This window comes from Xenorhabdus griffiniae (assembly GCF_001028135.1).
Taxonomy (GTDB): Bacteria; Pseudomonadota; Gammaproteobacteria; order Enterobacterales; family Enterobacteriaceae; genus Xenorhabdus; species Xenorhabdus bakwenae.
Genome location: NZ_LDNM01000004.1, coordinates 1 through 25,183 on the forward strand (window position 1 = coordinate 1; position 25,183 = coordinate 25,183).

Here is a 25,183-nt window from a genome sequence, read left to right on the forward strand (position 1 = left end):
CCTGACAACACCGAAGGTGTTTTGGGGATTTGAGAGGGTTTCAGAATAAAAAACAGCTTGTTCGGGATTGAAGACAGAATTTGTCTGGCGGTAATAGCGCGGTGGGACCACCTGACCCCATGCCGAACTCAGCAGTGAAACGCCGTAGCGCCGATGGTAGTGTGGGGTCTCCCCATGTGAGAGTAGGACACTGCCAGACATTCATTTAGTCAGAAAAGCCATCCGTCACCGGATGGCTTTTTTGCGTTTAGGAAAAACCGAAATAATTAACCATAAGTTAATGCACTTTTCCTTGTTCCATACCAATACCCGTTTGTGAACGAATAAACTGACTGCGAAACATTTCCCTTTCCTGCATTCCTTGTGCCGAAGTATCGGTAATCGAAGATAACCATGCTCCGATAAATGCGATAAACATGGAAAACAGAGCTGGATATTCATAAGGATAAATTGGCTTCTCATGACCAAGAATGCTAACCCAGATCGTAGGGCCTAGAATCATTAATACAACTGCTGTCAGTAACCCCAACCATCCGCCAACTAACGCTCCGCGTGTAGTCAGCTTGCTCCAGTACATAGACAATAAAATAATAGGGAAATTACAACTTGCGGCAATGGAGAAAGCCAAACCGACCATAAAGGCAATGTTTTGTTTTTCGAATAAAATACCCAAGCTAATGGCAACCACTCCCAGAATAACGACGGTAATTTTGGAGACTTTTAGCTCATCTCGCTCATTAGCTTTTCCCCGTTTAATCACATTTGCATAGAGATCATGGGATACTGCGGAAGCACCTGCTAATGTTAACCCGGCTACTACAGCTAAAATAGTGGCAAAAGCAACAGCAGAGATAAAACCAAGGAAAAAATCACCGCCAACGGCATTTGCCAGATGGACAGCAGCCATATTTGTACCACCAATTAATGCGCCAGTTGTGTCTTTGAAAGAAGGATTGGCGCTGACCAATAGAATTGCACCAAATCCGATAATAAACGTCAGGATATAAAAATAGCCGATAAAGCCTGTTGCATAGAAAACACTTTTACGGGCTTCTTTAGCATCACTGACGGTAAAAAACCGCATGACAATATGGGGCAATCCTGCAGTACCGAACATCAATGCCAATCCTAAAGAGAGTGCAGAGATAGGATCTGATACCAATCCGCCAGGACTCATAATGGCAGGCCCAAGGGAATGTACCGCAATGGCTTCTTTAAACAGGGTATGAAAATTGAAATTAACTACTTTCATGACCATCAAAGCCATGAATGTTGCTCCTGCCAGCAACAGAATTGCTTTAATAATCTGAACCCATGTTGTCGCCAGCATTCCACCAAATAAGACATAAAGCACCATCAAAATACCGACCAAGACAACAGCGACGTAATAATTTAATCCGAATAGTAACTCGATCAGTTTTCCGGCTCCGACCATCTGAGCTATTAGATATAGCGCAACAACAACTAACGAACCCATTGCGGATAAGGTACGGATGGGACGTTGCTTCAGCCGATAAGAAGCGACATCCGCAAAGGTGTAACGCCCCAAATTTCTTAATCTTTCGGCAATGAGGAATAGAATTATTGGCCAGCCAACGAGAAAGCCAATGGAATAGATCAACCCATCATAGCCAGAGGTATAAACTAACGCTGAAATTCCCAGAAACGAGGCGGCTGACATATAGTCACCTGCTATTGCCATCCCATTCTGGAAACCAGTAATACGTCCGCCAGCGGTATAGTAATCTGAACGTGAAATAGTCCGCTTTGAAGCCCAGTAAGTAATACCAAGCGTTAACCCGACGAATAACAGGAACATGATAATTGCCTGAATATTCAACGGTTGTTTTTCTACATTACCTGAAATGGTATTTGCTTGAGCCAAGATAGGGAAGAGGAAAGAAAATAGTAATACGATTTTTTTCATTTTCTCACCTCGTTGAGAATAGTTGACGTCAGACGATCAAATTCACTATTCGCCCTGATTACATAAATTCCGGTCAGTATGAAAGATATGAAAATAATCCCAACTCCTACAGGAATTCCCCGTGTCATACTGGTGTTTTCATGAAGTGGTGTCCCAAGCCATTCAGGAGCAAAAGCAATAAGGAAAATAAAACTAACATAAAGCACTAACATAATGATGGATAACTGCCAGGCAAAACGCCCTCGCTTCTTAACTAACTCCTTAAAGCGGGGATTATTTTCAATCTCTTGATAAATGCCGTCACTCATTGGAGTATCTCCTGTTGATTTTAAACGTCACACCTTAAGCCCACCATATCCGAGGGAATTTGACTATTAGTCAGGTCCCTGTACGGCTCGGCACTTTTGGTGATGCGTTATCAGGCCGCCTTACGACGGCGCATATGTTTTACGACATATTGATGGATTGCTTTTCTTCCAGCAGTTTTTCAACAACGCCCGGATCGGCCAGCGTGGAGGTATCTCCTAAGTTACTGGTATCACCAGAAGCAATCTTGCGCAAAATACGCCGCATAATTTTCCCGGAACGTGTTTTGGGCAGAGAGTCTGTCCAATGAAGGATATCAGGTGTTGCAATTGGACCGATTTCTTTACGAACCCAATCTCTGACCTCGGTATACAATTCAGGGGAAGGCTCTTCACCATGAACTAGCGTGACGTAGGCGTAAATAGCTTGTCCTTTGATATGATGAGGGATACCAACAACAGCAGCTTCAGCGATTTTTGGGTATGCAACTAAGGCTGATTCAATTTCTGCGGTTCCCAAACGATGGCCTGAAATATTCAGAACATCATCAACACGGCCAGTGATCCAGTAATAGCCATCTTCATCACGTCGAGCGCCATCGCCACTGAAATACATTCCCTTGAAAGTGGAAAAATAAGTCTGTTCAAAACGCTCGTGATCGCCATACAAAGTTCGTGCCTGTGCTGGCCAGGAATCCGTGATAACCAGGTTGCCTTCACTCACACCCGCTAAAATTTCACCGGAATTATCAACCAGGGCCGGACTAATACCAAAAAATGGCAGAGTGGCGGAGCCTGCTTTGAGATCGGTAGCGCCTGGTAGCGGTGTGATCATGAATCCACCGGTTTCGGTTTGCCACCATGTATCTACGATAGGACATTTACTGTTGCCTATTTTTTTGTAGTACCATTCCCATGCTTCTGGGTTAATGGGTTCGCCCACAGAACCCATAATGCGCAATGACGTACGCTTAGTTCCTTCTATGGCTTTATCACCTTCGGCCATCAATGCCCTGATGGCGGTTGGCGCAGTATAAAGAATATTCACTTTATGCTTATCAACCACCTGACAAAGACGGTTAACATCGGGATAGTTGGGGACACCTTCAAACATTAGCGTCGTGGCACCACAAGACAAAGGTCCATATAGCAGGTAGCTATGCCCTGTTACCCAGCCTATGTCGGCTGTACACCAGTAAATCTCCCCCGGTCGATAATCAAACGTGTATTTAAACGTTAAAGACGCGTAGACTAAATAACCGCCAGTCGTATGCAGGACACCTTTAGGTTTACCTGTAGAGCCTGAAGTATAAAGAATGAATAATGGATCTTCGGCACCTATTTCTTCAGCAGGACACTCAGCACTCACACTCTCGGTCAGTTCATGCCACCATAAATCACGATTGTCATTCCAGTTTTTGGTATTTCCGGTACGTCTGAAAACAACCACATTAGTGACACTAGTCACGTCAGAATGGTTCAGAGCCTCATCGACATTTTTTTTCAATGGGATTGTGCGGCCCGCTCGCAAGCCTTCATCTGCGGTAACCACGAGTTTAGCGTTGGAATCGATAACTCGGCCCGCGATGGCATCAGGAGAGAAACCACCAAAAATGACGGAATGGATCGCTCCGATACGGGCACAGGCCAACATTGCGACGGCGGCTTCTGGCACCATTGGCATATAGATAGCAACAACATCGCCTTTTTTGATCTCCAGCTTTTTCAACACATTAGCAAATTGGCAGACGTCATGATGTAATTCTCGATAGGTAACATGGCGGGATTCTGCGGGATTATCTCCTTCCCATATAATGGCGGTTTGATCACCTCGCTCTTGCAAATGGCGATCAAGACAGTTGGCACTTAAGTTCAGGGTGCCATCTTCAAACCAACGGATGCTGATATGCCCAGGATCGAAAGAGGTATTTTTGACCTTGGTGTAAGGCTTAATCCAGTCAACTACTTTACCTTTTTCACCCCAGAAGCCCTCTGGGTCTTGCAATGACCTTTGATAGTCATGTAGGTACTGTTGCTTGCTTATCAGGGCTGTATCTGCAATATCAGCAGGAATAAGATGCTTGATTATTTGAGTCATATTTTTATCTCCTTGCAATTGTTAATACTATGTCAAAACAAGGTTAACTAAAGTATGAGAAGAGTTTTTGTTTCTTTTTTGCGCGGAAGATCACGCAATAAAGAGAATGAATTTTATGGAATGATCATTTAATGCTGTAGATATTAAGCAATACTAAGTAATGAGTTTATTATTTTTATTGGATTTATATTCTGTTATTTAAGTTTATTATTGATATTTTTATCTATGAGGAGGCATGAAACGTGAATGTATAAAGAAAACCATAGTAATAACATGGAATTGATAATCATTTTCATTATTGTTCAATTCACTATAATAATCATGTTGTTCACAAGGTGTGAACTTTATATATTCTAAATTCTAAACAACTGGAGATATGATATGAGCCATTCATTGCCTTCTCTACCTTACTCCTATGATGCGCTAGAGCCTCATTTCGATAAACAAACGATGGAAATTCACTATACTAAACACCATCAGACGTATGTTACTAACACGAATACTGCTCTGGAAACCTTCCCGGAATTAAGCAAACTTGATATTGATGATCTCATTCAGCAGCTTGATAAAATTCCAGCCGATAAACGCACTTTTATTCGCAACAATGCAGGTGGTCACTCAAACCATAGCCTGTTTTGGCAGGGTTTAAAATTAGGTACAGTCTTGGATGGTGCCTTGAAAACCGCGATTGAGCGTGATTTTGGCAGTATCGACAGTTTCAAGGAAAAATTTGAACAAGCGGCAGCAACTCGCTTTGGTTCTGGCTGGGCTTGGTTGGTACTGAAAGAAGATGGCAAACTTGCAGTTGTTTCAACAGCCAATCAGGATAGCCCACTGATGGGTGAAGAAATAGCCGGTGCTTCTGGTTACCCGATTGTGGGTCTGGATGTATGGGAACATGCTTATTACCTGAAATATCAGAATCGCCGCCCTGATTACATCAAAGCATTTTGGCATGTAGTCAACTGGGATGAAGCGGCAAAACGTTACGAAGAAAAAACGAAATAATCTTTCAATTATTTTTTCACAAGAATGCTGGTCATCGCTGTGACCAGCATTTTTATTGCCTGTAATCTTGGCTATTATGCCAGGATAATACGTGTTCATCTTCACCAGCTCATTGAGAGGGAATAAAGAATGTATTATCCACAAATATATAGAGGCAAAATATCATCGTCAGAAACACTGGATTTCAGTGCGATCAATAAACTGGTGGTGAATGGTCGTTTACAGCTAACCTCTCTTGGGTTAGAAGGCGATGAACAAGCGGAAACTCGTTTTCATGGTGGCGCTGATCGTGCACTTTGCCATTATCCAAGAGAACATTACCTATTTTGGAAAAGGCAATTTCCTGAATTGATGGAATTATTTGTCTCTCCCTTGTTTGGTGAGAATATATCCACAGAAGGAATGACAGAAGATAATGTCTATATTGGTGATATTTTCCAATGGGATGAAGCTCTGATTCAAGTAACTCAACCACGCTCTCCTTGTTATAAACTCAATTTTATTACAAATATCAGTGAGTTTGCTGCGATAATGCAAAATAATGGGCGCTGTGGCTGGTTATATCGTGTTATCTCTCCGGGTTTGGTTAATGCTGGTGAACCGATAAAACTGTTAAGCCGTAATAGCGATGTTTCTGTTAAGGAAGCCATTTCCATTGCTTTTCATAATCCATTTGATGAAGAGCTGTTTCGGCGTTTAATGGGGGCAGCTGGGCTGTCTGCCAGTTGGAATCTAACGATGCAAAAGCGCATATTGCATGGAAAAATCGAGGATTTTAATCGTCGTTTATTGGGTCATTAAGGAATCTATATGCCAAAGGGGGAGAATGGGATCCCCTTTGGCATTCATCTAAGGTCAGCTGTTACGGATGAGCAATCAAACCTACCGCTTCATAGACTTTATCCAGGGTTGCCTGGGCACGAGCCTGAGCCTTTGCCGCACCTTCTGCCATGATTTGGTTAAGTAAGGCTTCATCGTTACGGAAATGATGGAAACGTTCCTGTAAGCCTGTCAGCATTTCACTGACAGCCTCTGCGACGGCTCCTTTCAAATGGCCGTACATTTTACCGGTAAACTCGGCTTCTAATTCAGGAATAGTTTTACCTGTTACACCCGCGAGGATATCCAGTAAGTTGGAAACGCCGGGTTTGTTTTCCTGATCATAACGTACGCAAGGTGGCTCATCAGAATCGGTAACCGCACGTTTAATTTTCTTGACGACGGATTTAGGATCTTCCAGCAGGGCAATGACGTTATTGCGGTTATCATCCGACTTCGACATTTTCTTGCTCGGATCTTGCAATGACATTACGCGTGCGCCACCTGTCGGAATGAATGGCTCTGGAACAGTGAAAATATCGCCGTATAAAGCGTTAAACCGCAGCGCCAAATCACGGGTTAATTCAAGGTGTTGCTTTTGGTCAATACCCACAGGGATCTGATTAGCCTGATAAAGCAAAATATCAGCAGCCATTAGAACCGGATAATCAAACAGGCCGGCATTGATATTTTCTGCATGACGGGCTGATTTATCCTTGAACTGGGTCATGCGGCTAAGTTCACCGAAATAAGTGTAGCAGTTCAGCACCCAGCTTAACTGGGAATGTTGTGGAACATGTGACTGAACGAAGATGGTGCTTTTCTTTGGATCAATACCACAGGCAAGGTAAAGTGCCAGCGTATCCAGCGTGCGTTTTTTCAGTTCATTGGGATCTTGACGCACAGTAATGGCATGCTGGTTAACGATGCAATAGATGCAATCGTATTCATCTTGCATTTTAACCCACTGACGTAACGCCCCCATATAGTTACCGATGGTCAATTCACCGGAGGGTTGTGCGCCGCTGAATACAATAGGTTTTTGGGAGTTTGGTTTTATTGCAGTGGGTTCATTCATTTTATTAAGCTTCCTGTATTTTCAGACTGGATAACGGGTTCAAAGTGGATAGTCCAATAATTGGGAGTAAATCCGAAAAATGGTCCAATACATAATTTGGGTGGCTTGATGCTATCGACTCGCCATAGTTATATCCATAGGTTAAGCCAATACACGGGCAACCAGCGGCTTGTGCCGCCAAAATATCATTACGGGAATCACCAACAACAAGCAATTCTTCTTTATGCAAACCAAACATACCCATTGTTAGATAGAGTGGTGCGGGATGAGGCTTTTTCTCTTTAACATCGTCACCACCCAGTACTAATGAAAAATATTCACTGATACCTAATGATTCCAGCAATGGAGCAATAAAAGGGGTGGGTTTGTTCGTAACAATCGCCATCGGCAAATGGTGTTTTGCCAGTTCTGCCAAGGTCTCTTTTACCTGGGGAAACAGTTGGCTGCCTGTGGTTACACTGGTTTCATAAAATGCATCAAACAGCTTGCGTGTTTCACTATGCAATTTGGCAGACAGTTCTGCTCCAGCCCATTTTAATGCGCGTTCAACCATGACATCAGCACCATTGCCTATCCAGACGGTGACGTGTTCTTTGCCCGCAGCGGGTAAGCCTTTGGCCATCAGAGCCTGATCCAAAGCATCAGCCAGACCGCCGGCACTGTCCACCAGTGTGCCATCCAAATCAAATGCAATGGCACGAATTCCTTTTACGACGTCATTTTTCATTATGCTACCTTCGATAATTCGCGGCGCATCTCATCAATAACTGCTTTATAATCTGGCTGACTGAAAATAGCAGAGCCGGCAACGAACATATCTGCGCCAGCTTGAGCCGCCTCAGCAATATTATTGGGTTTGATACCCCCATCAACTTCAAGACGGATATCGTATCCGCTGTCATCAATGATTTTGCGTACCTGATGCAATTTTTTCAGTGTTTCAGGAATAAAAGACTGACCACCGAAACCTGGGTTAACAGACATCAACAGAATCACATCCAACTTATCTAATACATAATCAAGATAGCTAAGCGGGGTTGCTGGGTTGAAGACCAAACCCGCTTTGCAGCCATGTTCCTTGATAAGTTGCAGTGTGCGATCGACATGCTCACTCGCTTCGGGATGGAAAGTAATATAGGTTGCACCCGCCTTGGCAAAATCAGGAATAATGCGATCAACCGGTTTTACCATTAGGTGAACATCAATGGGCGCAGTAATGCCATAGTCGCGCAGTGCCTGGCAGACCATTGAACCAATCGTCAAATTTGGCACGTAATGGTTATCCATAACATCAAAGTGCACAACATCAGCGCCTGCTGCCAGAACCTTAGCGGTATCTTCACCTAATCGGGCAAAATCTGCGGATAGAATGGATGGGGCAATCAGAAAGTCTTTCTTCATTGTTATCTTCTCCAATTCATTGTTTTATCCCCATTATTTCAGGGGCTGGGAACCTTAATCACTTCTGGCAGTATAACGCCAAAAGTTCATCAACTTTACTGCGGGCAAGAATATTTCTGCTGATTGTCCGGCGGGCTTTAACAATGTAAAGGGAAGCCTGATGATACCATTCTCGTGTCATCGGTGTGTCATGGTTAGATATGAGCACCGGAATGTCTTTTTGAGACGAGATATAATAGGCGATATGTGCTAGCTTTTCCTGATCGAGAAGGTTAAAGCTATTTGTATGGTAGGCGGTAAAATTGGCCGTAGCCGAAAGCGGGGCATACGGAGGATCACAATAAACCACCGAACCCGTTGAAGCATTATTCAATGCTATTTCGTAATGTTGGCAGATGAACGTTGCCTTTTGGGACTTTTCAGCAAACCAGTAAAGCTCATTTTCAGGAAAATAAGGCTTTTTATAGCGGCCAAAAGGAACGTTAAATTCACCTCGTGAATTATAGCGACAAAGGCCGTTATAGCAGTGGCGATTCAGGTAAAGAAACAGCATACTGCGGCGAAAGGGATCATTGCTTTTGTTAAACTCTTCTCGCAGGCGATAGAAGTTTTCGGCAGTGTTGAACTCCGATGAAAATAATGGACGGACATGACTAATAAATTCATCCGCACGAGATTTTACGGCATTGTACAGATTGATCAGATCGTTATTGATATCTGACAAAATGTAAAAATCATAATCGGTATTGAGAAATACCGAGCCTGCGCCAACAAATGGCTCAATCAAGCAATCGCCCTCTGGTAGATAATGTTTAATATCATCTACTAAGGGGTATTTTCCACCGGCCCATTTTAAGAAAGCGCGTTTTTTTTTCATGCCGTCAAATTAGTTATTCAATAATTTCAGAGCCGCAGATTGTACTCTGTTTAGGACAGCATATCAGCGCCTAATCAAAATAGTTTTATTTTTTCAGATCTTGCTGAACTTGTTGTAGTTTTCTGACCCAAGGCTTTTTAGCCTGAACTTCAGCAGGCAGTGAGGAAATGGCCCTTTTAGCATCAGAAACAGAACGATAACTACCGTGGATCAAGATAAACCATGTTTTTCCATCGCGTTTAGTTTCATAAACCTTGTAATTTATAATGTTATTTTTTTCCGCGAAGGCGCTTAAGGTATCAGAACGGCCGGCACTACTCAATTGTAGTGTGAATCGATTTGCGGGTGCTTTCAGCAAATCACCCCCAGCATCGGCGACGCTCTTTTTATTGGCCTGATATTGACCAGCTGCTTTGGCGTGATTGTCTTCTTTGGCCTTATTCTCTATTTTGGGTGGCGTAACCTTCTCTGGTTTGCTTGGCTCAACAGGTGATGTTACCGTTGGTTTAGTGGGTTTGGCCTGCGGTTGTGTCAGATTGTTTTGCACAGAATGATTAATGGTGCTTTGTTGTTGATTTAAAGCATCAGTAATATCACCGGGTAACTCTATGCGCTGGTTGTAGCCACCCGTCCCAGTTTCGGCAGGAAGATCTTTACTTGGCGTACTATTAATTGGTGGTGGACTGATTTCACGTGCGCCATGAGTTGTTGGTTCTGACGGGTTTTCTTGCTCGCTGTCAGGGAAATTGGTCGAAAGTGAAGAAGAACCAGAACCAGAAAGGTTAATACTCTTTTCCGAGGCATTGTGCTGTGATTGCTGTTTTTCATGCTCAGTGGGTGATTTCAATGCGGAGCTGATAGCAATAATCAGAAGCAAAAGTACCAGAATACCAACACCAATCATTATTTGTTGGCGGGATATTGCGAGCTTAGGTTGATTGAACTGGCTTCTGGAGCGCTGAAGATTGCGATCAGAAGTATCAGGCTTTAATTCACTTTCTGTTTTTTGTTTGTTTTCTGATTTTAATTCGTCCACATGCCCTCCCAACAGAGATAGTTCTGCCAATTGTTATTGAAGAGGTTTGGCAGTCTGACCTAACTAAAACCGATGATGCTTTATTTGATAATCTAGCTATTGTATAGCATAACAGCTAGAGGATAATTCATCATTCAGCTTTTATTATCAGCGCAAATTTTGCCATATCCAGAAATTCCCTTCATCTTCCCAATTTCAGCCTGGCAGTAAAATTCACTGCCAGAGCAATAAGTTGGGATTAATTAGAGAGTATCAAGTATCTAACGAGGGGATGGCTGAGATAGACGAACGGCATCCAATATAACTTCTTTCCCAATATCAGAACGAAGTTTTGCTTCCCCAATCGCGGTTGGCAGTACCAGATGCAGTTTTCCGGCAGAAACTTTTTTGTCACGCATCATATGAGGTAGATAGGCATCAGGGGACATTGCTTCAGGGCCATTGACAGGTAATTCTGCTCGTTCCAGCAAGCGGATGATCCGTTGGGTGTCCTGTTTTGAGAAGGTGCCGACAAGTTCAGATGCTCTGGCCGCCATCACCATACCCGCCGCAACAGCATGACCATGCAGCCAGACGCCATAACCCATTTCAGCCTCAATCGCATGTCCAAAGGTATGACCGAGGTTTAACAGTGCCCGCATTCCACTGCGTTCTTGTTCATCAGCCGCAACAACCAACGCTTTGAGTTCGCAGCAACGACGGATGCAATAAGCCATTACCTGACTGTCGAGAGCCAGTAATTTCTCAATATTCTCTTCAAGCCAGCGAAAGAATTCGCCATCCAGAATAATGCCATATTTAATCACTTCAGCCAGACCTGAATGTAACTCTTGAGCCGGTAATGTTTTCAGGCAATTGAGATCGACAATAACCGAAGTGGGCTGGTAGAAAGCGCCTATCATGTTTTTGCCGAGGGGGTGGTTGACTCCTGTTTTTCCACCGACGGAAGAGTCAACCTGAGAGAGCAGTGTGGTGGGTACTTGGATAAAACGAACACCGCGTTGATAGCTAGCTGCGGCAAACCCCGTCATATCACCGATTACACCACCACCAAGGGCGATAAGCGTTGTGTCACGGCCATGATTCTTTTCCAGCAAGGCGGAAAAAATGTCATTGAGCACAAAAAGTGATTTGTGCTGTTCACCGTCAGGCAAGATAACTTCATTTACCCGAAGATCCATTCTCTGCAATGTGGATTTCACCTGTTCGAGATACAGGGGAGCAAGCGTCTCATTGGTCACTATCATGACCTGTTGACCCGCTTGCAGGGGCTTGAATGCCTCACTGTCAGAAAATAGCCCTTCGGCTATGGTAATTGGATAGCTTCTTTCACCTAACGTAACAGTCACTTGTTCCATATCAGCTTTCGCCTTATCGTTTGCCGCTGTGCGGACTCGCTATAATCAGTTTTTTTCCAGTAGTTCAATGATTTGGTTAGCGACGACTTTGGCGCTTTGCTCATCTGTGCGAATAGTCACGTCAGCAATTTCCTCATAAAGAGGATTGCGCTCATCAGCCAAATTCTCTAAAACTTCGCGTGCTGGTGCATCAACTTGAAGTAAAGGGCGTTTTTTATCGCGCTGGGTACGAGCCAACTGTTTTTCGATGGTTGTTTCTAAATAGACGACCACACCACGGGCAGACAGGCGATTGCGGGTTTCTTTTGATTTAACAGAACCCCCTCCAGTAGCCAATACGATGCCTTGTTTTTCAGTCAGTTCGTTTATTATTTTTTCTTCGCGATCGCGGAAGCCTTCTTCGCCTTCCACATCAAATACCCAGCCCACGTCAGCTCCGGTACGTCGCTCAATTTCTTGATCAGAGTCGTAAAACTCCATATTGAGTTGCTGAGCTAACTGACGACCAATAGTGCTTTTGCCGGCACCCATAGGCCCAACCAGAAAGATATTGCGTTTCTCTGCCATGTTTTTGGTATTACTAAGACTGTTTGTTAATGATAACCCGCCCCGCCAATCAGATTAGCCACGGGACCTAAACTGAAACCTCATGAGTGATAATGTGAGATCAGATATGAAAATTATCTCAGCACATCAGCCTGTATTGCAACTATATAAATTTCGCACGAACTCAAACATCGGGTTCATGCTTTTGCTGGCCAATTGAGAGCCTATTGTATCTACCTTCCATCCTACAACTTGCTGTTTTGCTGCAATTTGCCATCTATTGGGTATAAGCTCTTGCTTGCGATATTAGATCTGCTCACTCAATTAGTTAATCCTTGTATGCTAAATTACTCTCAGCGTCAAATCCATAAACAGGCCAGACCAAGAAAAACGGTAGGTGTTTTGACAGAAAAAACACAATTACGTTATTAATTGATTGATTTTTATATTATATTTTTCATTGGTTAAATATCGGTCAGTTGAGGCGTGATAAAAATGACGAGTTCCCGGCGGCTATGTTGCTCTCCTTTTTGGTTAAATAATGCCCCCAATAGGGGAAGATCTGATAAATAAGGAACTTTTTGTAAACTTGCGGTTTTTTTCTGTTGAAAGATCCCTCCGAGAATCAAGGTCTCCCCATTTTTAATTGTAACGTGGGTTATTATCTCTTGTTTATCGATGGACAAATTTTCATTTCCGCCTTGGTTGATGGGAAAACCGGGGGCATTCTGACTAATTTTCAGCGCGAGCCGGATTTTTCCCTGCCTTAAAATATGGGGCGTAACTTCCATGCCCAATACCGCCTCTTTAAATTGAACGGTAGTTTTGTCCTTGTCCTGAACAATATAGGGAATATCAGAACCTTGCTTGATACTGGCTGTTTGCTGGTGTGAAGCGGTTAGTCGTGGGCTGGCAATGATATCAAGCTGGTTTTCCTGCTCTAGTGCACTGAGTTCCAGCTCGAGTAAGTTTGCATGAATGCGGGCGGTATTCAGTACCAACCGATGGCGCTGGTTGCCTGCGGGTTGATGAAGATTTAAGCGGTTTAGGCCTATTGATTGATTATGCGGATCGGCGTTTATTCCCCAGTGGATCCCCAATTCATGCAGTGCTTCCTGACTGCTGGTAACAATATGGGCAGTGATCTGTACTTGTTGCTGTGGGGTATCGACTTCTTTCAGCCAGTTTTTAATACGAGTAATGGCATCAAATTTATCTTCCAGGATCAGACTGTTGGTTAAGGGATCATGTTCAACTTTTCCCCATTTTGTCAGTAGCGCAGGATGATTTTGCTGTAATTGTTCTGCCACTTGCCCTGCATCGGCGTATTGCAAAGTAATAGCCTGATACTCGATCTCTTGTTCTTGCTCATTTTGCTCTGCCGGAGAAAAGTCAGTTGCATTCTCTATTATTGGAGGCTGGAACGGATCTCTTATTGGCATTTCAGAATTGGGTTCTTCTCCGGTAAAACCGAATAGGGGAAATAAGAGACAGATTAGGAGAATCAAAGGATGGCGGTTCATGATTTCTCCTTATCTGAAAAAGCGGTGTCTGAAAAAACCATGTGAACCGTTAGGTTATCATCGGCAGGTGTAATTGTGATGTGCTTAATTAATAACGGGGGCTGCAATTTTTGAATTTCATTCAAGAAATGGAGAAATTGGCCGTAATTTAGCGACAGCATGATATGCCAGAAAACGTGTTCGTTTTCTTTGTGGATTTGCCATTCCATTAGCTGACTACCGGAGTGGGTTAGTGGTATATGCAGTCGTTTGAGTATGGTCGTATTATTTTTTGAGGATGAAAGATGGCCGTCTGGGGTAAGGCTTGTGGCCATATGCTGGATCTGCTGTTGCGTTTCAGGCAGAGATGGCAGCTCAGCAAGCTTCTGCCGGGATAGCACCACATTGTGTTGCTGCTGCTTAATATTGCTCTGTAGGGTATGAATTTCATACCGATTTTTCTGCCAGACTAAAAAGTAGAACCCTAACAGCAGTGAGATGATGAGCAATTGTTGCAAGACAAGCTGTTGCCAGACAGGCCGATAAAACCATTCAAGATAATTATTTCTCATCGGACTCTCCCGTCAACCAATTGGCATCAATGGTAAAAACCTTGAAATGATCTTCTGTCGTGGTCATTTTCCTCAGCTGCACATTGATAAGCGAAGTATCGTCAGTCAGGTTATCCAACAAATTGGAGATATCGGTATAGTTTTGACTGCGGGCGGTAAAAATTAATTGCCCACTGTCGTCACTAAATTCAGTCAGCCAACTGTTCTCTGGTAACACATTGGGGAGTTGACGAAAGAGTTGTAAATAACGTTGATTCTGTTCCATGAATATGCGTTTTTTCCGTAATCGTTGTGACAATTGTTGGTGCTGTTGCACGGCGTGGTCTGTTGCGCTGATAGTTTGTTGTAATTGAGCCAATGAGTGAGTCATTTCCGTTAATTGTCCGCGATATTGTCTAATCTGGTTTGTTTGTAGCGTAGAAATAAACACGAATACAGCTGTCCACAACGTCAGTTGTAAGCAAAGTAGTACTCCCCATATTTGGCACTGGCGTTTCAGCCTATTCTGCCGCCAGGGTAAGAAATTGACTTGATACATCATTGATCACTCGGCCTGAGCGCTAAACCAGCGGCAATAATGAACGCATTCGTTTTATCTGGCAGCGGGGGATGATAATGACGGAACGCCATTAAGAGTTGCCAAATATTGGCTGATTTTGTTGATACTGATATCGCTTTTACTGATGTCGATTGCTCTTCATCGCTGTAATAAATTGCATAATCTTCTGTTTCTGACGTGATGGGGAGCTGGTTGATGATCTGCGCCAGATGGGAATCCGGTTGTGAAGATATCAGGCCATAACCGAAAGGTCGGTTGGCAGGAGCTACCCATAGCCAGTGTGTTATACGTTTGTGAAGCAGCCAACTGGCGTCAGGCACTCCCGCAAATTTGGCGACATAACGCAATGCACAGAGGGCAATATCAATAACATCAAGGGATAAATTGATCTCCGCGAATAAATTCAGCCAGCGGTTGAGATCTTTTTGACGGGTTGCACTAATGCAAATCTGCTGACCATGAACACGATAATCCAACGCCAGGTCACTGGCAGGAAATTGTTTTTCAGCATTGGCGTGCACAAACCAGCCGAGTTCCGGCTCCTGCAAGGCAGTATGGTCAGGCAAGGCGATCTGGCGCTGTAAGGTTTGCTGAACAGGGAGGGCTAATCTTAGGCTAAGATTCTTAGGTAGTCTTTTTCGCCATTGCATTAAAATGTGGCGTAATTTTTCAGGATCTTGTAGCCGTCCTCCTGAAATAATCTCGCTGGATAAGTGATATTGCCAGCAATGCCGAAGTTGCCAACCGTCACGGCGTTTAATAGCGGCAAGAGCACGAATGTAATGATCCTGGATATCCAATCCGATATACCATTTAGGTGGATACATAGAGAGATCTCCTTATCTACTATCAACGAAAACATCAAATTAATGAAAACCTAATGAGACATGAAAAGGGGATTGGTAAAGGTGATATCTATAGTGTTGTACAGCCCTTATACTAATTCCTTTATACTAAGTCTTTTATACTACGTACTGATCGTTTATAAACTGCCCGATTAACATGGCGTGAGAAATTTCAGGTGAAGTTCATAAAGTATTTTTTGATCCTTATTGTTGTTTGCATTTTATTGGGAGTTGTCTCGATTTTTGGTTTGTACAAATATATCGAGCCACAGCTTCCTGATGTTGCGACACTAAAGGATGTCCGGTTACAAACACCGATGCAGGTGTTCAGTGCTGATGGCGAATTAATAGCCCAATATGGTGAAAAACGCCGTTTACCCCTTACCTTGTCAGAAATACCTCCCCTAATGGAGAAAGCCTTTATTGCCACGGAAGATAACCGTTTTTATGAACACCACGGTGTTGATCCCATCGGGGTTATCCGCGCTGTTTCTGTGGTAATCACTTCCGGCCATGCTTCCCAAGGGGCGAGTACCATCACTCAGCAGCTTGCGAGAAACTTTTTTCTTAGCCGAGAGAAGACATTGATACGTAAAGCGAAAGAGGCATTTTTGGCGATTAAGATCGAGCAATTATTAACTAAGGATGAAATCCTGGAGTTGTATCTCAACAAGATCTATCTCGGCTATCGTGCTTATGGTGTTGGCGCTGCGGCTCATGTTTATTTTGGTAAAAACGTCAACGAGTTGACATTAAGTGAGATGGCGATGATTGCCGGTTTGCCGAAAGCACCTTCAACATTTAACCCACTTTATTCTTATGATCGCGCGATCAGTCGCCGCAATGTGGTACTGGGCAGGATGCTGGAAGAGGGATATATCACCCGGCGTCAGTATGAGGAAGCCAGAGAAGAAAAATTGGTTGCCCGTTATCACGCTCCACAAATTGTTTTTTCTGCGTCTTATCTGACTGAAATGGCTCGTCAGGAAATGATCAATCGATATGGTGAAGAAAATGCCTATACAGAGGGTTATAAGGTCTATACCACGATCACGCGTAAATCCCAGTTAGCGGCTGTGAACGCGGTTCGTTCCAATGTGATTGACTATGATGTCCGTCACGGTTACCGAGGCCCTCAAGAAGTGTTATGGAAAGCCAATCAGCCGGCATGGAGCCAAACGCAGATTATCGATAAGCTGAAAACCTTACCTAAATATGGCCCTCTGGTGCCAGCCATTGTGACGAAATCCAGCGCTAACCAGGCACAAGTGATGCGGGTGGATGGCAACAACGTTGAGTTGACAATGGCAGGCGTGCGCTGGGCACGTCCATTTAAAACCGACAGCTTACAAGGTGCTGTACCACATAGTGTCAATGAAGTTATTCGGGCAGGCGAACAAATTTGGATCAGAAAAGTCAATGATACTTGGTGGTTGGCTCAACTTCCCGAAGTTAATGCAGCGCTGGTTTCCATCAATCCGATGAATGGTGCAATAGAAGCGTTGGTCGGTGGATTTGATTTTGAATTGAGTAAATTTAACCGTGTGACACAATCGTTGCGTCAGGTCGGTTCCAATATCAAGCCATTCCTGTATACCGCCGCAATGGACAAAGGGTTGACGTTGGCTTCATTGATGAATGATGCGCCAATCAGCCGTTGGGATGCCGGAGCCGGGACGGATTGGCGTCCGAAAAACTCACCACCGAATTACGATGGGCCAATTCGTTTGCGTCAGGGGTTGGGACAATCCAAAAACGTAGTGATGGTTCGAGCCATGCGTGCGATGGGGGTTGATTATGCTGCGGATTACTTGAAGCGCTTTGGCTTACCGGGTGAAAACGTTGTACGCACAGAATCTTTGGCTCTGGGTTCCCCTTCATTTACTCCGCTACAGTTAGTACGCGGTTATGCCGTGATGGCAAACGGTGGTTACCTGGTTGATCCTTACTTCATCAGCAAGATTGAAAATGATGAAGGGAAAGTGCTGTTTGAAGCGAAACCTAAAATTGCTTGTCCTCAATGTGAAAACATTCCGGTGATTTATGGTGAAACAGCACGTTCTATCGAATTATCTGAAGATTCCATTGAGAACGTGGCGCATTCTGAGGTTCCGCAAAATCCAGATTTACTGCCTCAACCGGAGTTAGAGAGCGTATCGGGAAATGTTAATGTGGATGATCAACAGTATGCCCCTCACGTGATCAGTACACCGCTGGCGTTCCTTATTCATGATGCCTTAAAGACGAATATCTTTGGTGAGCCGGGTTGGATGGGAACGGGCTGGCGTGCTGCCCGTGATTTGAAGCGCCGTGATATTGGTGGCAAAACCGGGACAACCAACAGCTCAAAAGATGCGTGGTTCTCTGGTTATGGCCCGGATAGGGTGGCAACAGCCTGGATTGGCTTTGATGAACATAGCCGAAGTTTGGGACGTACTCCGGTATTAAAAGGGGAAGGTGGCGCGAAAACGGCTCAACCAATTTGGGATGATTTTATGAAAGTGGCGTTGGCAGGCGTTCCAGATAAAGCCATGGAACCCCCTGCCGGCATTGTTTCTGTCACAATTGATCGGGCAACGGGCAAGCTGGCTAACGGTAGTAACAATACCCGTAAAGAGTATTTCATTGATGGCACTCAGCCGACGGAATATGCTGTACCCGATGTGGGTACGACAATCACTGAAAATGGTGAAAGCCGTGAATTATTCTGATTGATCTGTCTGTAACCAACATAACGGAAATGGAAGATAAAAAGACCTTGCCGGAGAACTGGCGAGGCCTTTTGTTATTTACTGGGGAAGATATGATTATGATGCGAATTAATTTTGAAGGTGTAGTTAATTTGTTTATTTATTATTTTTAATAAGCTGAGTTATTTTTCATAAATATTATTAAAATTATTACACGCATCAAATTAAACCTTACTCTGTTTAGGTGTTTGTTCTTTATCTCCGTATTTCACTTAAAACGAGTATAAAATTGGTATTGGGATATCAATTGCATACCCGTTTTTAAAGAATGCATTAATTAATGTTTCCTATTATTTTTTTGCTTGCAGGTATCGTTGAGCAAAAAATAGGGCGCTGACATTTCTGGCTTCGTTGAAATCGGGATGCTCCAATAGTGACATCATGTCAGAGATTGGCCAGCGTTTCTGCACGAGTGGTTCGGGTTCATCGCCTTTCAGACATTCTGGGTAAAGATCATGAGCAATCATGATATTCATCTTGCTGGAAAAGTAGGACGGTGCCACCGTCAATTTCGTCAACAATTCCAGTTTTCCTGCACCGAAACCAATTTCTTCCTTCAATTCACGATTGGCGGCTTCCAAAATACTTTCGCCAGCATCAATGGCACCTTTTGGAAAACCTAATTCATATTGTTCGATGCCAACGGCATATTCGTGAATCAGAATTAATTCATCCCCGATAATTGGAATAATTAGAACTGCTTCACTATTTGCGGGTTTCATTCGTTCATAAACGCGTTTTACACCATTGCTGAATTCAAGATCAACTGATTGAATATTGAATAAACGAGAGTGGGCAACGTCATTTATATTCAGTATCTTAGGTTTTTTTAGATCAATCATGTTCTCCCCTGATGGCTGTCATATACTGGATAATTGAAAATAATAATGCGCCAAGTAACTTAAATATTACTGTATTTTTAAAGTGTTGTGATGAAATGGTTATGCATTCAAGCTTTGCTTTAATATGGCGGATTATGTTAGTAAATGATAGCGATTATCGCTTGAATGTATTTTTGTTGCTATCTTACTCATTCTTGCAAAAAGACGTTAGTTTATGGAAAGGTATGAGAAAAATTATATAACCTTTTGTAAATAAAATTAAAAATAGAAGAGAAAAATAGGAATAACCTGATTATGGGTGTTCCATGAAGTTGTTATTCTGCTGATCTCTGTACTGCTGTTATGAGCATGGGGAAAAAATGAGCTTATTGGTCATTATATTGGCTATTTTTATCATTAGCCTGATTATAATGGCTTCCTTTCTGATTTTCAGATGGAGGCGGCTTGGTAACGCGTGTTATCTACAGTCAATGACTAAAACTGCCAGCCGTAAACTGGGTACTGATGAATACCAAGCTATAGAATCTTACTTGCGAAATGCCCGTCTTCTGATGAAACCGAATAGTAGACACAGGGCTGATCATCCGGTACTACCTGTTAAACATGCTGATGTCTATACCATCACACATCCTATTAGCCGTTTTTCTGCTGCAACGGATGGAGAGCACTATTGGCGCTATTATCTTGGTGAGACAGAAATACATCTGCCTGTGTTGTTTGAGCCATTTATCAAGCAGCGGAATACGATTGAGATTGTTCGAACTTCATCAATACCGCTAGTCATCGCGGTTAATGGTCACTTTTTGCAAGATCATCAGCAAGATTTGCTCATCACGCGAGTAACGGCAAAAACCGAACATGCTTCCATTCAAAAAAATGGCAATTCGAGTGCTAAATTACTGCATATCCGCAAGGAGACGTTAGAAGAATATCGTTTGCGAAAACCAACGGGCATTCAGGGAAGCATCCTGATGTGTGTTGGTTTATCACTGTGGTTTGTGGCTCTTTTTGTGCCCATTCCGATGTTGCCGTGGTTAATGCTGGTGGCGTTTTTGTTTCTTCTGGGCAGTTTTTGGTCACATTTTCGATTTCCATCCGGTCGAAAATTAGCCGATATCCATTGTTTCAATGGCATTCCGAAACGATGGGGAATATTTAGCGAATTTGAGCCGGAGCAAAGAAAGAATATCTCTCTGGGCGGCATTGATCTGGTTTATCCCGTACATTGGGAGCCTTATATTTCCCATGATCTTGATCAGAATACCGATATTGACATTTATACCAACTGCCATGTTGTGCGGCAGGGGCGCTATCTCTCTTTGCATGAAGAAGAGAAGCACTACCCTTATCAGCGTAGTAGAAAGAATGTGATGTTGGTGGCTTTCTCTGTATTTGTCATGCTGTTGCTTTACTTTTACCAGCCGGTGAACTTATCCATGCAGCTTAGTTTTGCCTGGTTATATGGTAGTAATACCAAGGTCATTACCCGCTTTCATGAGCTACAAAATATGCCGTTGAAGGAAGGGGATGTATTAAAGGTCAAAGGTGTTGGGATGTGCTATGTTCCCCCCAATATCATGCCCGAAGCGAATATTACAATATTCGCCCCATTTGATTGTGTGGGTATCTATTGGAATAGTGAAATTCCATTACCTATGCTGGAATCTGACGTTGTCGAAAGTGCTTCAGCGCTGATTACAGCAGTTAGTGAGCAATTACATCCAGTTGAACGTAAAAGTAATCCTGGCCTGAATGCAGCCATTGCCAAATCGGGCATGGCCTTGCTCGACAATTTTTCACAAATCATTTTGAAAACACAAAAGTTGTGCCAAAACGATGCTGATTGTGACCGTTTGAAAAATGCATTGGTCAATTTGGGAAATGCCAAAAGTTGGGACAAGTTGTTAAAAGCCGCAGAAAGCGGCAAGCTGGACGGAACTAAGGTATTGCTGCGTTCTGTCAGTGCCGATGCGTTGGAAAAACTGGTTGATTCAACTACTGCATCATTTATCTATCGCGAGATCGATAGAATGATCATTCTTATAAACAGCCCATCTCCGGGAGGCGTTTTATTGCTGAGTGATGAGGGAAAAACTTTAGTTGAATACCCGATGCGAACACACTACATATACGAACACTCAGCGTTAGATCGGTGGCGGGAATTACAGGGGCTTTTAGAACTGTTGATGAAGACACCATTTGAAACCGAGGGGATTGTGACAAAATTGTCAGAAGATCCGAATGGGACTCGCCATATCATGCTGCATCGTGAACCAGATTCCACGTCGATTATTCGTTATCTGGGAAGTTGTCTGCTGCTGGCGATTTTGCTGGTAACGTTGATCATCAACGTCATATTGATTATCAAGAAAAAGCAGAAGAACCGACGACGTCCTCAACAAATCACCCAATACTATAATAACTGTTTTAATGAGAGAAATATCCATGCAGAATTCAGACACTGATCAGGTTGTTCGCCTTGATAAATGGCTGTGGGCTGCCCGTTTTTATAAAACCCGTTCCATCGCACGTGAAATGATTGAAGGGGGAAAAGTCCATTATAATGGGCAACGGAGTAAGCCGGGTAAACTGGTTGAGTTGAATGCAGAGATTAAACTGCGTCAGGGAAACGATGAAAAAACGGTGATCATCTTGGCATTGTGCAGTCACAGACGGAGTGCTACCGAAGCCCAGCAACTTTATCAGGAAACGGCAGAGAGCATTATCAATCGGGAAAAAACGGCATTAGCGCGTAAAATGAATGCGCTCACGATGCCGCATCCCGATCGCCGTCCAGACAAAAAAGAACGGCGTACACTAATAAAATTCAAGAACGCAAAACTATCATGAGTCGGAAGATACTTAATCGATTTTAAGCTGCACCTAATAAAAACAGGCAACTTGAAAGACGAAGGAGACAACCGTTTCAGTGAAATGAGAGAGATTTATGACCAAGCATGACCAATTACACCGCTTTTTATTTGCAAGCCACTCTGTCAGGGGGGAACTTGTTTCCGTTAGTGAAACTTACCAACGGATGCTGGAAAATCATCATTTCCCTCAACCGATACAGCAGCTATTGGGTGAATTGTTGGTCGCAACCAGCCTGTTAACCGCTACCTTGAAATTCAGCGGGGATATCACGGTACAGATCCAGGGGGATGGGCCGGTCAAACTGGCGGTGATTAATGGTAACAACCGACAACAGATGCGTGGCACGGCTCGCATTGATGGTGAAGTGAATGCCGCAAGTAGCCTGCGCGATATGATCGGCAATGGTTATATGGTCATCACGGTGACACCAACAGAAGGTGAGCGTTATCAGGGCGTTGTGGCGCTGGAAGGCAATACGTTGGCAGAGTGCCTGGATGCGTATTTCAAACAGTCAGAGCAGTTACCAACGCGTCTGTTTATCCGTACAGGGATGCAGGATGGAAAAATAGCAGCCGGTGGCATGTTATTGCAAATCTTGCCCGGGGCGCAGGAAAGTAGCGAAGACATGCTTGACCACTTGGTGCAACTGACTGCAACCATTAAGGGAGAAGAGTTGTTTACGCTGGATGCGAAAGAGATTTTGCATCGCCTTTATCATGAAGAAGATGTCACGCTATATGAACCTCAGCAAGTGGAATTCCGTTGCACCTGCTCCCAGCAACGTTGTGCTGATACCCTGGTGACATTATCGGAAGCCGATCTACAGGAAATTTTGCACAACGATGGCAAAATTGACATGCAATGTGAATTTTGCGGCATGCATTATGTTTTCGACGAAAAAGATATCAACGCAATAAAAGCGGCAAAAACAGAGCGGTTGCACTAATTAGGTATCATAGGGCGTTATATACGCCCTTTTTATTACGAATGATTCAGCCATTCCGTGTTCTGTGTCTCATATAAACTTAAAAAAAGTAATGTGATTTCAATTTTTTGATAAAAATCGCTGTTAATTAGTCATAATTATTTATTATCCCCTACAGAGATAAAGTATAACCGACCAGGAGCAACAAATGAGCGTTACAGGCATTACTGAGCAGGAACTTGCGGTTTATGGTATTCACGGTGTTAGTGAAATTGTTTATAACCCAAGTTATGAACTGTTATTCTCTGAAGAAACTCAACCCACGCTACAAGGGTATGAGCGTGGCATATTGACTAACCTCGGTGCTGTCGCAGTAGACACAGGTATTTTCACGGGGCGTTCTCCGAAAGATAAATATATTGTTCGCGATGATGTTACCCGCGACACAGTATGGTGGGCTGATCAGGGCAAAGGCAAGAACGATAATAAACCGCTCAGTCAGGAAACCTGGTCTCATCTAAAAGGTTTGGTTACTCAGCAGCTTTCAGGCAAACGTTTGTTTGTGGTTGATGCTTTTTGTGGAGCCAATACGGATACGCGCCTGAAAGTGCGTTTTATTACTGAAGTGGCGTGGCAGGCACATTTTGTGAAAAATATGTTTATCCGCCCGTCAGACGAAGAATTAGTTGATTTCACACCTGATTTTATTGTGATGAACGGTGCTAAATGCACCAACCCACAATGGAAAGAGCAGGGGCTGAATTCTGAAAACTTTGTTGCTTTTAACCTGACCGAGCGTATGCAGTTAATCGGGGGGACTTGGTACGGTGGTGAAATGAAAAAAGGGATGTTCTCAATGATGAACTACCTGCTACCACTAAAAGGTATTGCCTCGATGCACTGTTCCGCCAACGTGGGTGAAGCGGGAGATGTCGCTATTTTCTTCGGTCTTTCTGGAACAGGGAAAACCACGCTTTCCACTGATCCGAAACGTAAGTTAATCGGTGATGATGAACATGGCTGGGACGATGACGGCGTGTTTAACTTTGAAGGTGGTTGCTACGCGAAAACCATCCATTTATCCAAAGAGGCTGAACCGGATATTTATCACGCCATTCGCCGTGATGCCCTGCTGGAAAATGTCACTGTACTGGCGGATGGTACGGTTGATTTCAATGATGGCTCCAAAACAGAAAATACCCGTGTTTCTTATCCGATTTACCATATTGAAAATATCGTTAAACCAAGCTCAAAAGCAGGACATGCGACCAAGGTTATTTTCCTGACCGCAGATGCTTTCGGTGTATTGCCTCCGGTTTCCCGCTTAACCCCAGAACAAACCCAATATCATTTTCTGTCTGGCTTCACGGCAAAATTGGCAGGAACAGAACGTGGTGTGACAGAACCAACACCTACTTTCTCTGCTTGCTTTGGAGCGGCATTCTTGTCACTGCATCCGACACAATATGCGGAAGTTCTGGTTAAGCGTATGCAGTTATCGGGCGCGAAAGCTTATCTGGTCAATACTGGCTGGAATGGCACGGGTAAACGTATCTCCATCAAAGATACCCGTGCCATTATTGACGCGATCCTCAATGGTGACATTGAAGATGCGGATACCCTTCAATTGCCGATTTTTGATTTGGCCATACCAACGACATTGCCGGGTGTAGATACCCACATTTTGGACCCACGCAATACCTATGCCGATAAATCTGAATGGGATGTGAAGGCAAAAGATCTGGCCGAGCGTTTTATCGATAATTTTGACAAATATACTGATACGGCTGCGGGTGCTGCATTGGTAAAAGCAGGCCCTAAGCTGTAGTGTAATTTTAAGTTTTCTATGAAAGAACTCTAT

22 protein-coding genes and 1 rRNA gene are annotated in these 25,183 nt (G+C 43.6%); 8 read left to right on the forward strand and 15 right to left on the reverse strand.

The annotated features are described in order from the left end of the window. Positions 1 to 83 precede the first annotated feature (83 nt). A 5S ribosomal RNA gene (rrf, locus tag AAY47_RS00755) occupies positions 84 to 199 on the forward strand. A 78-nt stretch (positions 200 to 277) separates the two neighbouring features. On the opposite strand, the gene actP is transcribed toward rrf, so the two are convergent. The 3 genes from actP to acs all read right to left on the reverse strand — a co-directional run bounded on the left by actP (position 278) and on the right by acs (position 4,330). Further along, positions 278 to 1,927 (reverse strand): cation/acetate symporter ActP, encoded by a 1,650-nt coding sequence (actP, locus tag AAY47_RS00760; protein ID WP_047766344.1) that lies wholly within the window; start codon positions 1,925 to 1,927, stop codon positions 278 to 280. Further along, positions 1,924 to 2,235, reverse strand: a complete 312-nt coding sequence (locus AAY47_RS00765; protein WP_047766345.1) for a DUF485 domain-containing protein — start codon at positions 2,233 to 2,235, stop codon at positions 1,924 to 1,926. Before AAY47_RS00765 ends, actP begins: the two co-directional genes overlap by 4 nt. 139 nt (positions 2,236 to 2,374) lie before the next feature. Beyond that, the gene (gene acs, locus AAY47_RS00770; RefSeq protein WP_047766346.1) at positions 2,375 to 4,330 is read right to left on the reverse strand and encodes an acetate--CoA ligase; all 1,956 of its coding nucleotides are present in this window, start codon (positions 4,328 to 4,330) and stop codon (positions 2,375 to 2,377) included. A 381-nt stretch (positions 4,331 to 4,711) separates the two neighbouring features. Here acs and sodA point away from each other — a divergent pair, with 381 nt between their 5' ends. After that, positions 4,712 to 5,338 (forward strand): superoxide dismutase [Mn], encoded by a 627-nt coding sequence (gene sodA, locus AAY47_RS00775; RefSeq protein ID WP_047766347.1) that lies wholly within the window; start codon positions 4,712 to 4,714, stop codon positions 5,336 to 5,338. Between the two features lie 129 nt (positions 5,339 to 5,467). Next, on the forward strand, positions 5,468 to 6,139 hold the full coding sequence (gene yiiM / locus AAY47_RS00780) for a 6-hydroxyaminopurine reductase (RefSeq protein WP_047766348.1): 672 nt from the start codon (positions 5,468 to 5,470) through the stop codon (positions 6,137 to 6,139). 61 nt (positions 6,140 to 6,200) lie between these two features. Here yiiM and trpS read toward each other — a convergent pair whose 3' ends face one another. The 11 genes from trpS to pilM all read right to left on the reverse strand — a co-directional run bounded on the left by trpS (position 6,201) and on the right by pilM (position 15,913). Further along, positions 6,201 to 7,235: a tryptophan--tRNA ligase gene (gene trpS, locus AAY47_RS00785; RefSeq protein WP_047766349.1), complete on the reverse strand. Its 1,035-nt coding sequence runs from the start codon at positions 7,233 to 7,235 to the stop codon at positions 6,201 to 6,203. Between the two features lie 4 nt (positions 7,236 to 7,239). Then, positions 7,240 to 7,962 (reverse strand): phosphoglycolate phosphatase, encoded by a 723-nt coding sequence (locus tag AAY47_RS00790; protein ID WP_047766350.1) that lies wholly within the window; start codon positions 7,960 to 7,962, stop codon positions 7,240 to 7,242. Continuing rightward, on the reverse strand, positions 7,962 to 8,636 hold the full coding sequence (rpe, locus tag AAY47_RS00795; RefSeq protein WP_047766351.1) for a ribulose-phosphate 3-epimerase: 675 nt from the start codon (positions 8,634 to 8,636) through the stop codon (positions 7,962 to 7,964). The genes AAY47_RS00790 and rpe overlap by 1 nt, the downstream gene beginning before the upstream one ends. 58 nt (positions 8,637 to 8,694) lie before the next feature. Next, on the reverse strand, positions 8,695 to 9,513 hold the full coding sequence (dam, locus tag AAY47_RS00800; RefSeq protein ID WP_047766352.1) for an adenine-specific DNA-methyltransferase: 819 nt from the start codon (positions 9,511 to 9,513) through the stop codon (positions 8,695 to 8,697). A gap of 85 nt (positions 9,514 to 9,598) precedes the next feature. Continuing rightward, on the reverse strand, positions 9,599 to 10,549 hold the full coding sequence (locus AAY47_RS00805) for an SPOR domain-containing protein (protein ID WP_047766353.1): 951 nt from the start codon (positions 10,547 to 10,549) through the stop codon (positions 9,599 to 9,601). A gap of 260 nt (positions 10,550 to 10,809) precedes the next feature. After that, positions 10,810 to 11,907: a 3-dehydroquinate synthase gene (gene aroB, locus AAY47_RS00810; protein ID WP_047766354.1), complete on the reverse strand. Its 1,098-nt coding sequence runs from the start codon at positions 11,905 to 11,907 to the stop codon at positions 10,810 to 10,812. 45 nt (positions 11,908 to 11,952) lie between these two features. Beyond that, positions 11,953 to 12,474, reverse strand: coding sequence for a shikimate kinase AroK (aroK, locus tag AAY47_RS00815; protein ID WP_038237472.1), 522 nt, complete (start codon positions 12,472 to 12,474; stop codon positions 11,953 to 11,955). Between the two features lie 443 nt (positions 12,475 to 12,917). Then, complete coding sequence (locus AAY47_RS00820) at positions 12,918 to 13,976, reverse strand: secretin N-terminal domain-containing protein (RefSeq protein WP_083446757.1); 1,059 nt, start codon at positions 13,974 to 13,976, stop codon at positions 12,918 to 12,920. Next, complete coding sequence (locus AAY47_RS00825; protein WP_047766355.1) at positions 13,973 to 14,527, reverse strand: hypothetical protein; 555 nt, start codon at positions 14,525 to 14,527, stop codon at positions 13,973 to 13,975. Before AAY47_RS00825 ends, AAY47_RS00820 begins: the two co-directional genes overlap by 4 nt. Continuing rightward, on the reverse strand, positions 14,517 to 15,068 hold the full coding sequence (locus AAY47_RS00830; RefSeq protein WP_047766356.1) for a PilN domain-containing protein: 552 nt from the start codon (positions 15,066 to 15,068) through the stop codon (positions 14,517 to 14,519). The genes AAY47_RS00825 and AAY47_RS00830 overlap by 11 nt, the downstream gene beginning before the upstream one ends. Further along, on the reverse strand, positions 15,065 to 15,913 hold the full coding sequence (pilM, locus tag AAY47_RS00835) for a type IV pilus biogenesis protein PilM (protein WP_047766357.1): 849 nt from the start codon (positions 15,911 to 15,913) through the stop codon (positions 15,065 to 15,067). Before pilM ends, AAY47_RS00830 begins: the two co-directional genes overlap by 4 nt. Positions 15,914 to 16,107: 194 nt before the next feature. On the opposite strand from pilM, the gene mrcA reads away from it, so the two are divergent. After that, a complete protein-coding gene (mrcA, locus tag AAY47_RS00840) occupies positions 16,108 to 18,642 on the forward strand; it encodes a peptidoglycan glycosyltransferase/peptidoglycan DD-transpeptidase MrcA (RefSeq protein WP_047766358.1) in 2,535 nt (844 codons plus the stop codon). Positions 18,643 to 18,971: 329 nt separating this feature from the next. Here the strand turns inward: mrcA and nudE are convergent, their stop codons facing one another. Then, entirely contained in the window at positions 18,972 to 19,523 is a 552-nt protein-coding gene (gene nudE / locus AAY47_RS00845; protein WP_047766359.1) for an ADP compounds hydrolase NudE, read from the reverse strand. Positions 19,524 to 19,882: 359 nt separating this feature from the next. On the opposite strand from nudE, the gene AAY47_RS00850 reads away from it, so the two are divergent. From AAY47_RS00850 to pckA, 4 genes are all read left to right on the forward strand, one after another. After that, complete coding sequence (locus AAY47_RS00850) at positions 19,883 to 21,988, forward strand: IgaA/UmoB family intracellular growth attenuator (RefSeq protein ID WP_047766360.1); 2,106 nt, start codon at positions 19,883 to 19,885, stop codon at positions 21,986 to 21,988. After that, a complete protein-coding gene (hslR, locus tag AAY47_RS00855) occupies positions 21,969 to 22,373 on the forward strand; it encodes a ribosome-associated heat shock protein Hsp15 (protein WP_152669738.1) in 405 nt (134 codons plus the stop codon). The genes AAY47_RS00850 and hslR overlap by 20 nt, the downstream gene beginning before the upstream one ends. Before the next feature lie 97 nt (positions 22,374 to 22,470). Then, entirely contained in the window at positions 22,471 to 23,343 is an 873-nt protein-coding gene (gene hslO / locus AAY47_RS00860) for an Hsp33 family molecular chaperone HslO (protein WP_047766362.1), read from the forward strand. Between the two features lie 187 nt (positions 23,344 to 23,530). Then, positions 23,531 to 25,150, forward strand: coding sequence for a phosphoenolpyruvate carboxykinase (ATP) (pckA, locus tag AAY47_RS00865; protein WP_047766363.1), 1,620 nt, complete (start codon positions 23,531 to 23,533; stop codon positions 25,148 to 25,150). Positions 25,151 to 25,183: the final 33 nt, after the last annotated feature.

Excerpts from the sequence above, each read along its gene's own strand:
- rpe (WP_047766351.1), bottom strand. The coding sequence starts at position 8,636 with ATGAAGAAAGACTTTCTGATTGCCCCATCCATTCTATCCGCAGATTTT.
- aroK (WP_038237472.1), bottom strand. The coding sequence starts at position 12,474 with ATGGCAGAGAAACGCAATATCTTTCTGGTTGGGCCTATGGGTGCCGGC.
- pckA (WP_047766363.1), top strand. The coding sequence starts at position 23,531 with ATGAGCGTTACAGGCATTACTGAGCAGGAACTTGCGGTTTATGGTATT.
- AAY47_RS00830 (WP_047766356.1), bottom strand. The coding sequence starts at position 15,068 with ATGATGTATCAAGTCAATTTCTTACCCTGGCGGCAGAATAGGCTGAAA.
- acs (WP_047766346.1), bottom strand. The coding sequence starts at position 4,330 with ATGACTCAAATAATCAAGCATCTTATTCCTGCTGATATTGCAGATACA.
- actP (WP_047766344.1), bottom strand. The coding sequence starts at position 1,927 with ATGAAAAAAATCGTATTACTATTTTCTTTCCTCTTCCCTATCTTGGCT.
- AAY47_RS00790 (WP_047766350.1), bottom strand. The coding sequence starts at position 7,962 with ATGAAAAATGACGTCGTAAAAGGAATTCGTGCCATTGCATTTGATTTG.
- nudE (WP_047766359.1), bottom strand. The coding sequence starts at position 19,523 with ATGATTGATCTAAAAAAACCTAAGATACTGAATATAAATGACGTTGCC.
- sodA (WP_047766347.1), top strand. The coding sequence starts at position 4,712 with ATGAGCCATTCATTGCCTTCTCTACCTTACTCCTATGATGCGCTAGAG.
- hslR (WP_152669738.1), top strand. The coding sequence starts at position 21,969 with ATGCAGAATTCAGACACTGATCAGGTTGTTCGCCTTGATAAATGGCTG.
- aroB (WP_047766354.1), bottom strand. The coding sequence starts at position 11,907 with ATGGAACAAGTGACTGTTACGTTAGGTGAAAGAAGCTATCCAATTACC.
- yiiM (WP_047766348.1), top strand. The coding sequence starts at position 5,468 with ATGTATTATCCACAAATATATAGAGGCAAAATATCATCGTCAGAAACA.
- dam (WP_047766352.1), bottom strand. The coding sequence starts at position 9,513 with ATGAAAAAAAAACGCGCTTTCTTAAAATGGGCCGGTGGAAAATACCCC.
- AAY47_RS00820 (WP_083446757.1), bottom strand. The coding sequence starts at position 13,976 with ATGAACCGCCATCCTTTGATTCTCCTAATCTGTCTCTTATTTCCCCTA.
- hslO (WP_047766362.1), top strand. The coding sequence starts at position 22,471 with ATGACCAAGCATGACCAATTACACCGCTTTTTATTTGCAAGCCACTCT.
- AAY47_RS00765 (WP_047766345.1), bottom strand. The coding sequence starts at position 2,235 with ATGAGTGACGGCATTTATCAAGAGATTGAAAATAATCCCCGCTTTAAG.
- trpS (WP_047766349.1), bottom strand. The coding sequence starts at position 7,235 with ATGAATGAACCCACTGCAATAAAACCAAACTCCCAAAAACCTATTGTA.
- pilM (WP_047766357.1), bottom strand. The coding sequence starts at position 15,913 with ATGTATCCACCTAAATGGTATATCGGATTGGATATCCAGGATCATTAC.
- AAY47_RS00825 (WP_047766355.1), bottom strand. The coding sequence starts at position 14,527 with ATGAGAAATAATTATCTTGAATGGTTTTATCGGCCTGTCTGGCAACAG.
- AAY47_RS00850 (WP_047766360.1), top strand. The coding sequence starts at position 19,883 with ATGAGCTTATTGGTCATTATATTGGCTATTTTTATCATTAGCCTGATT.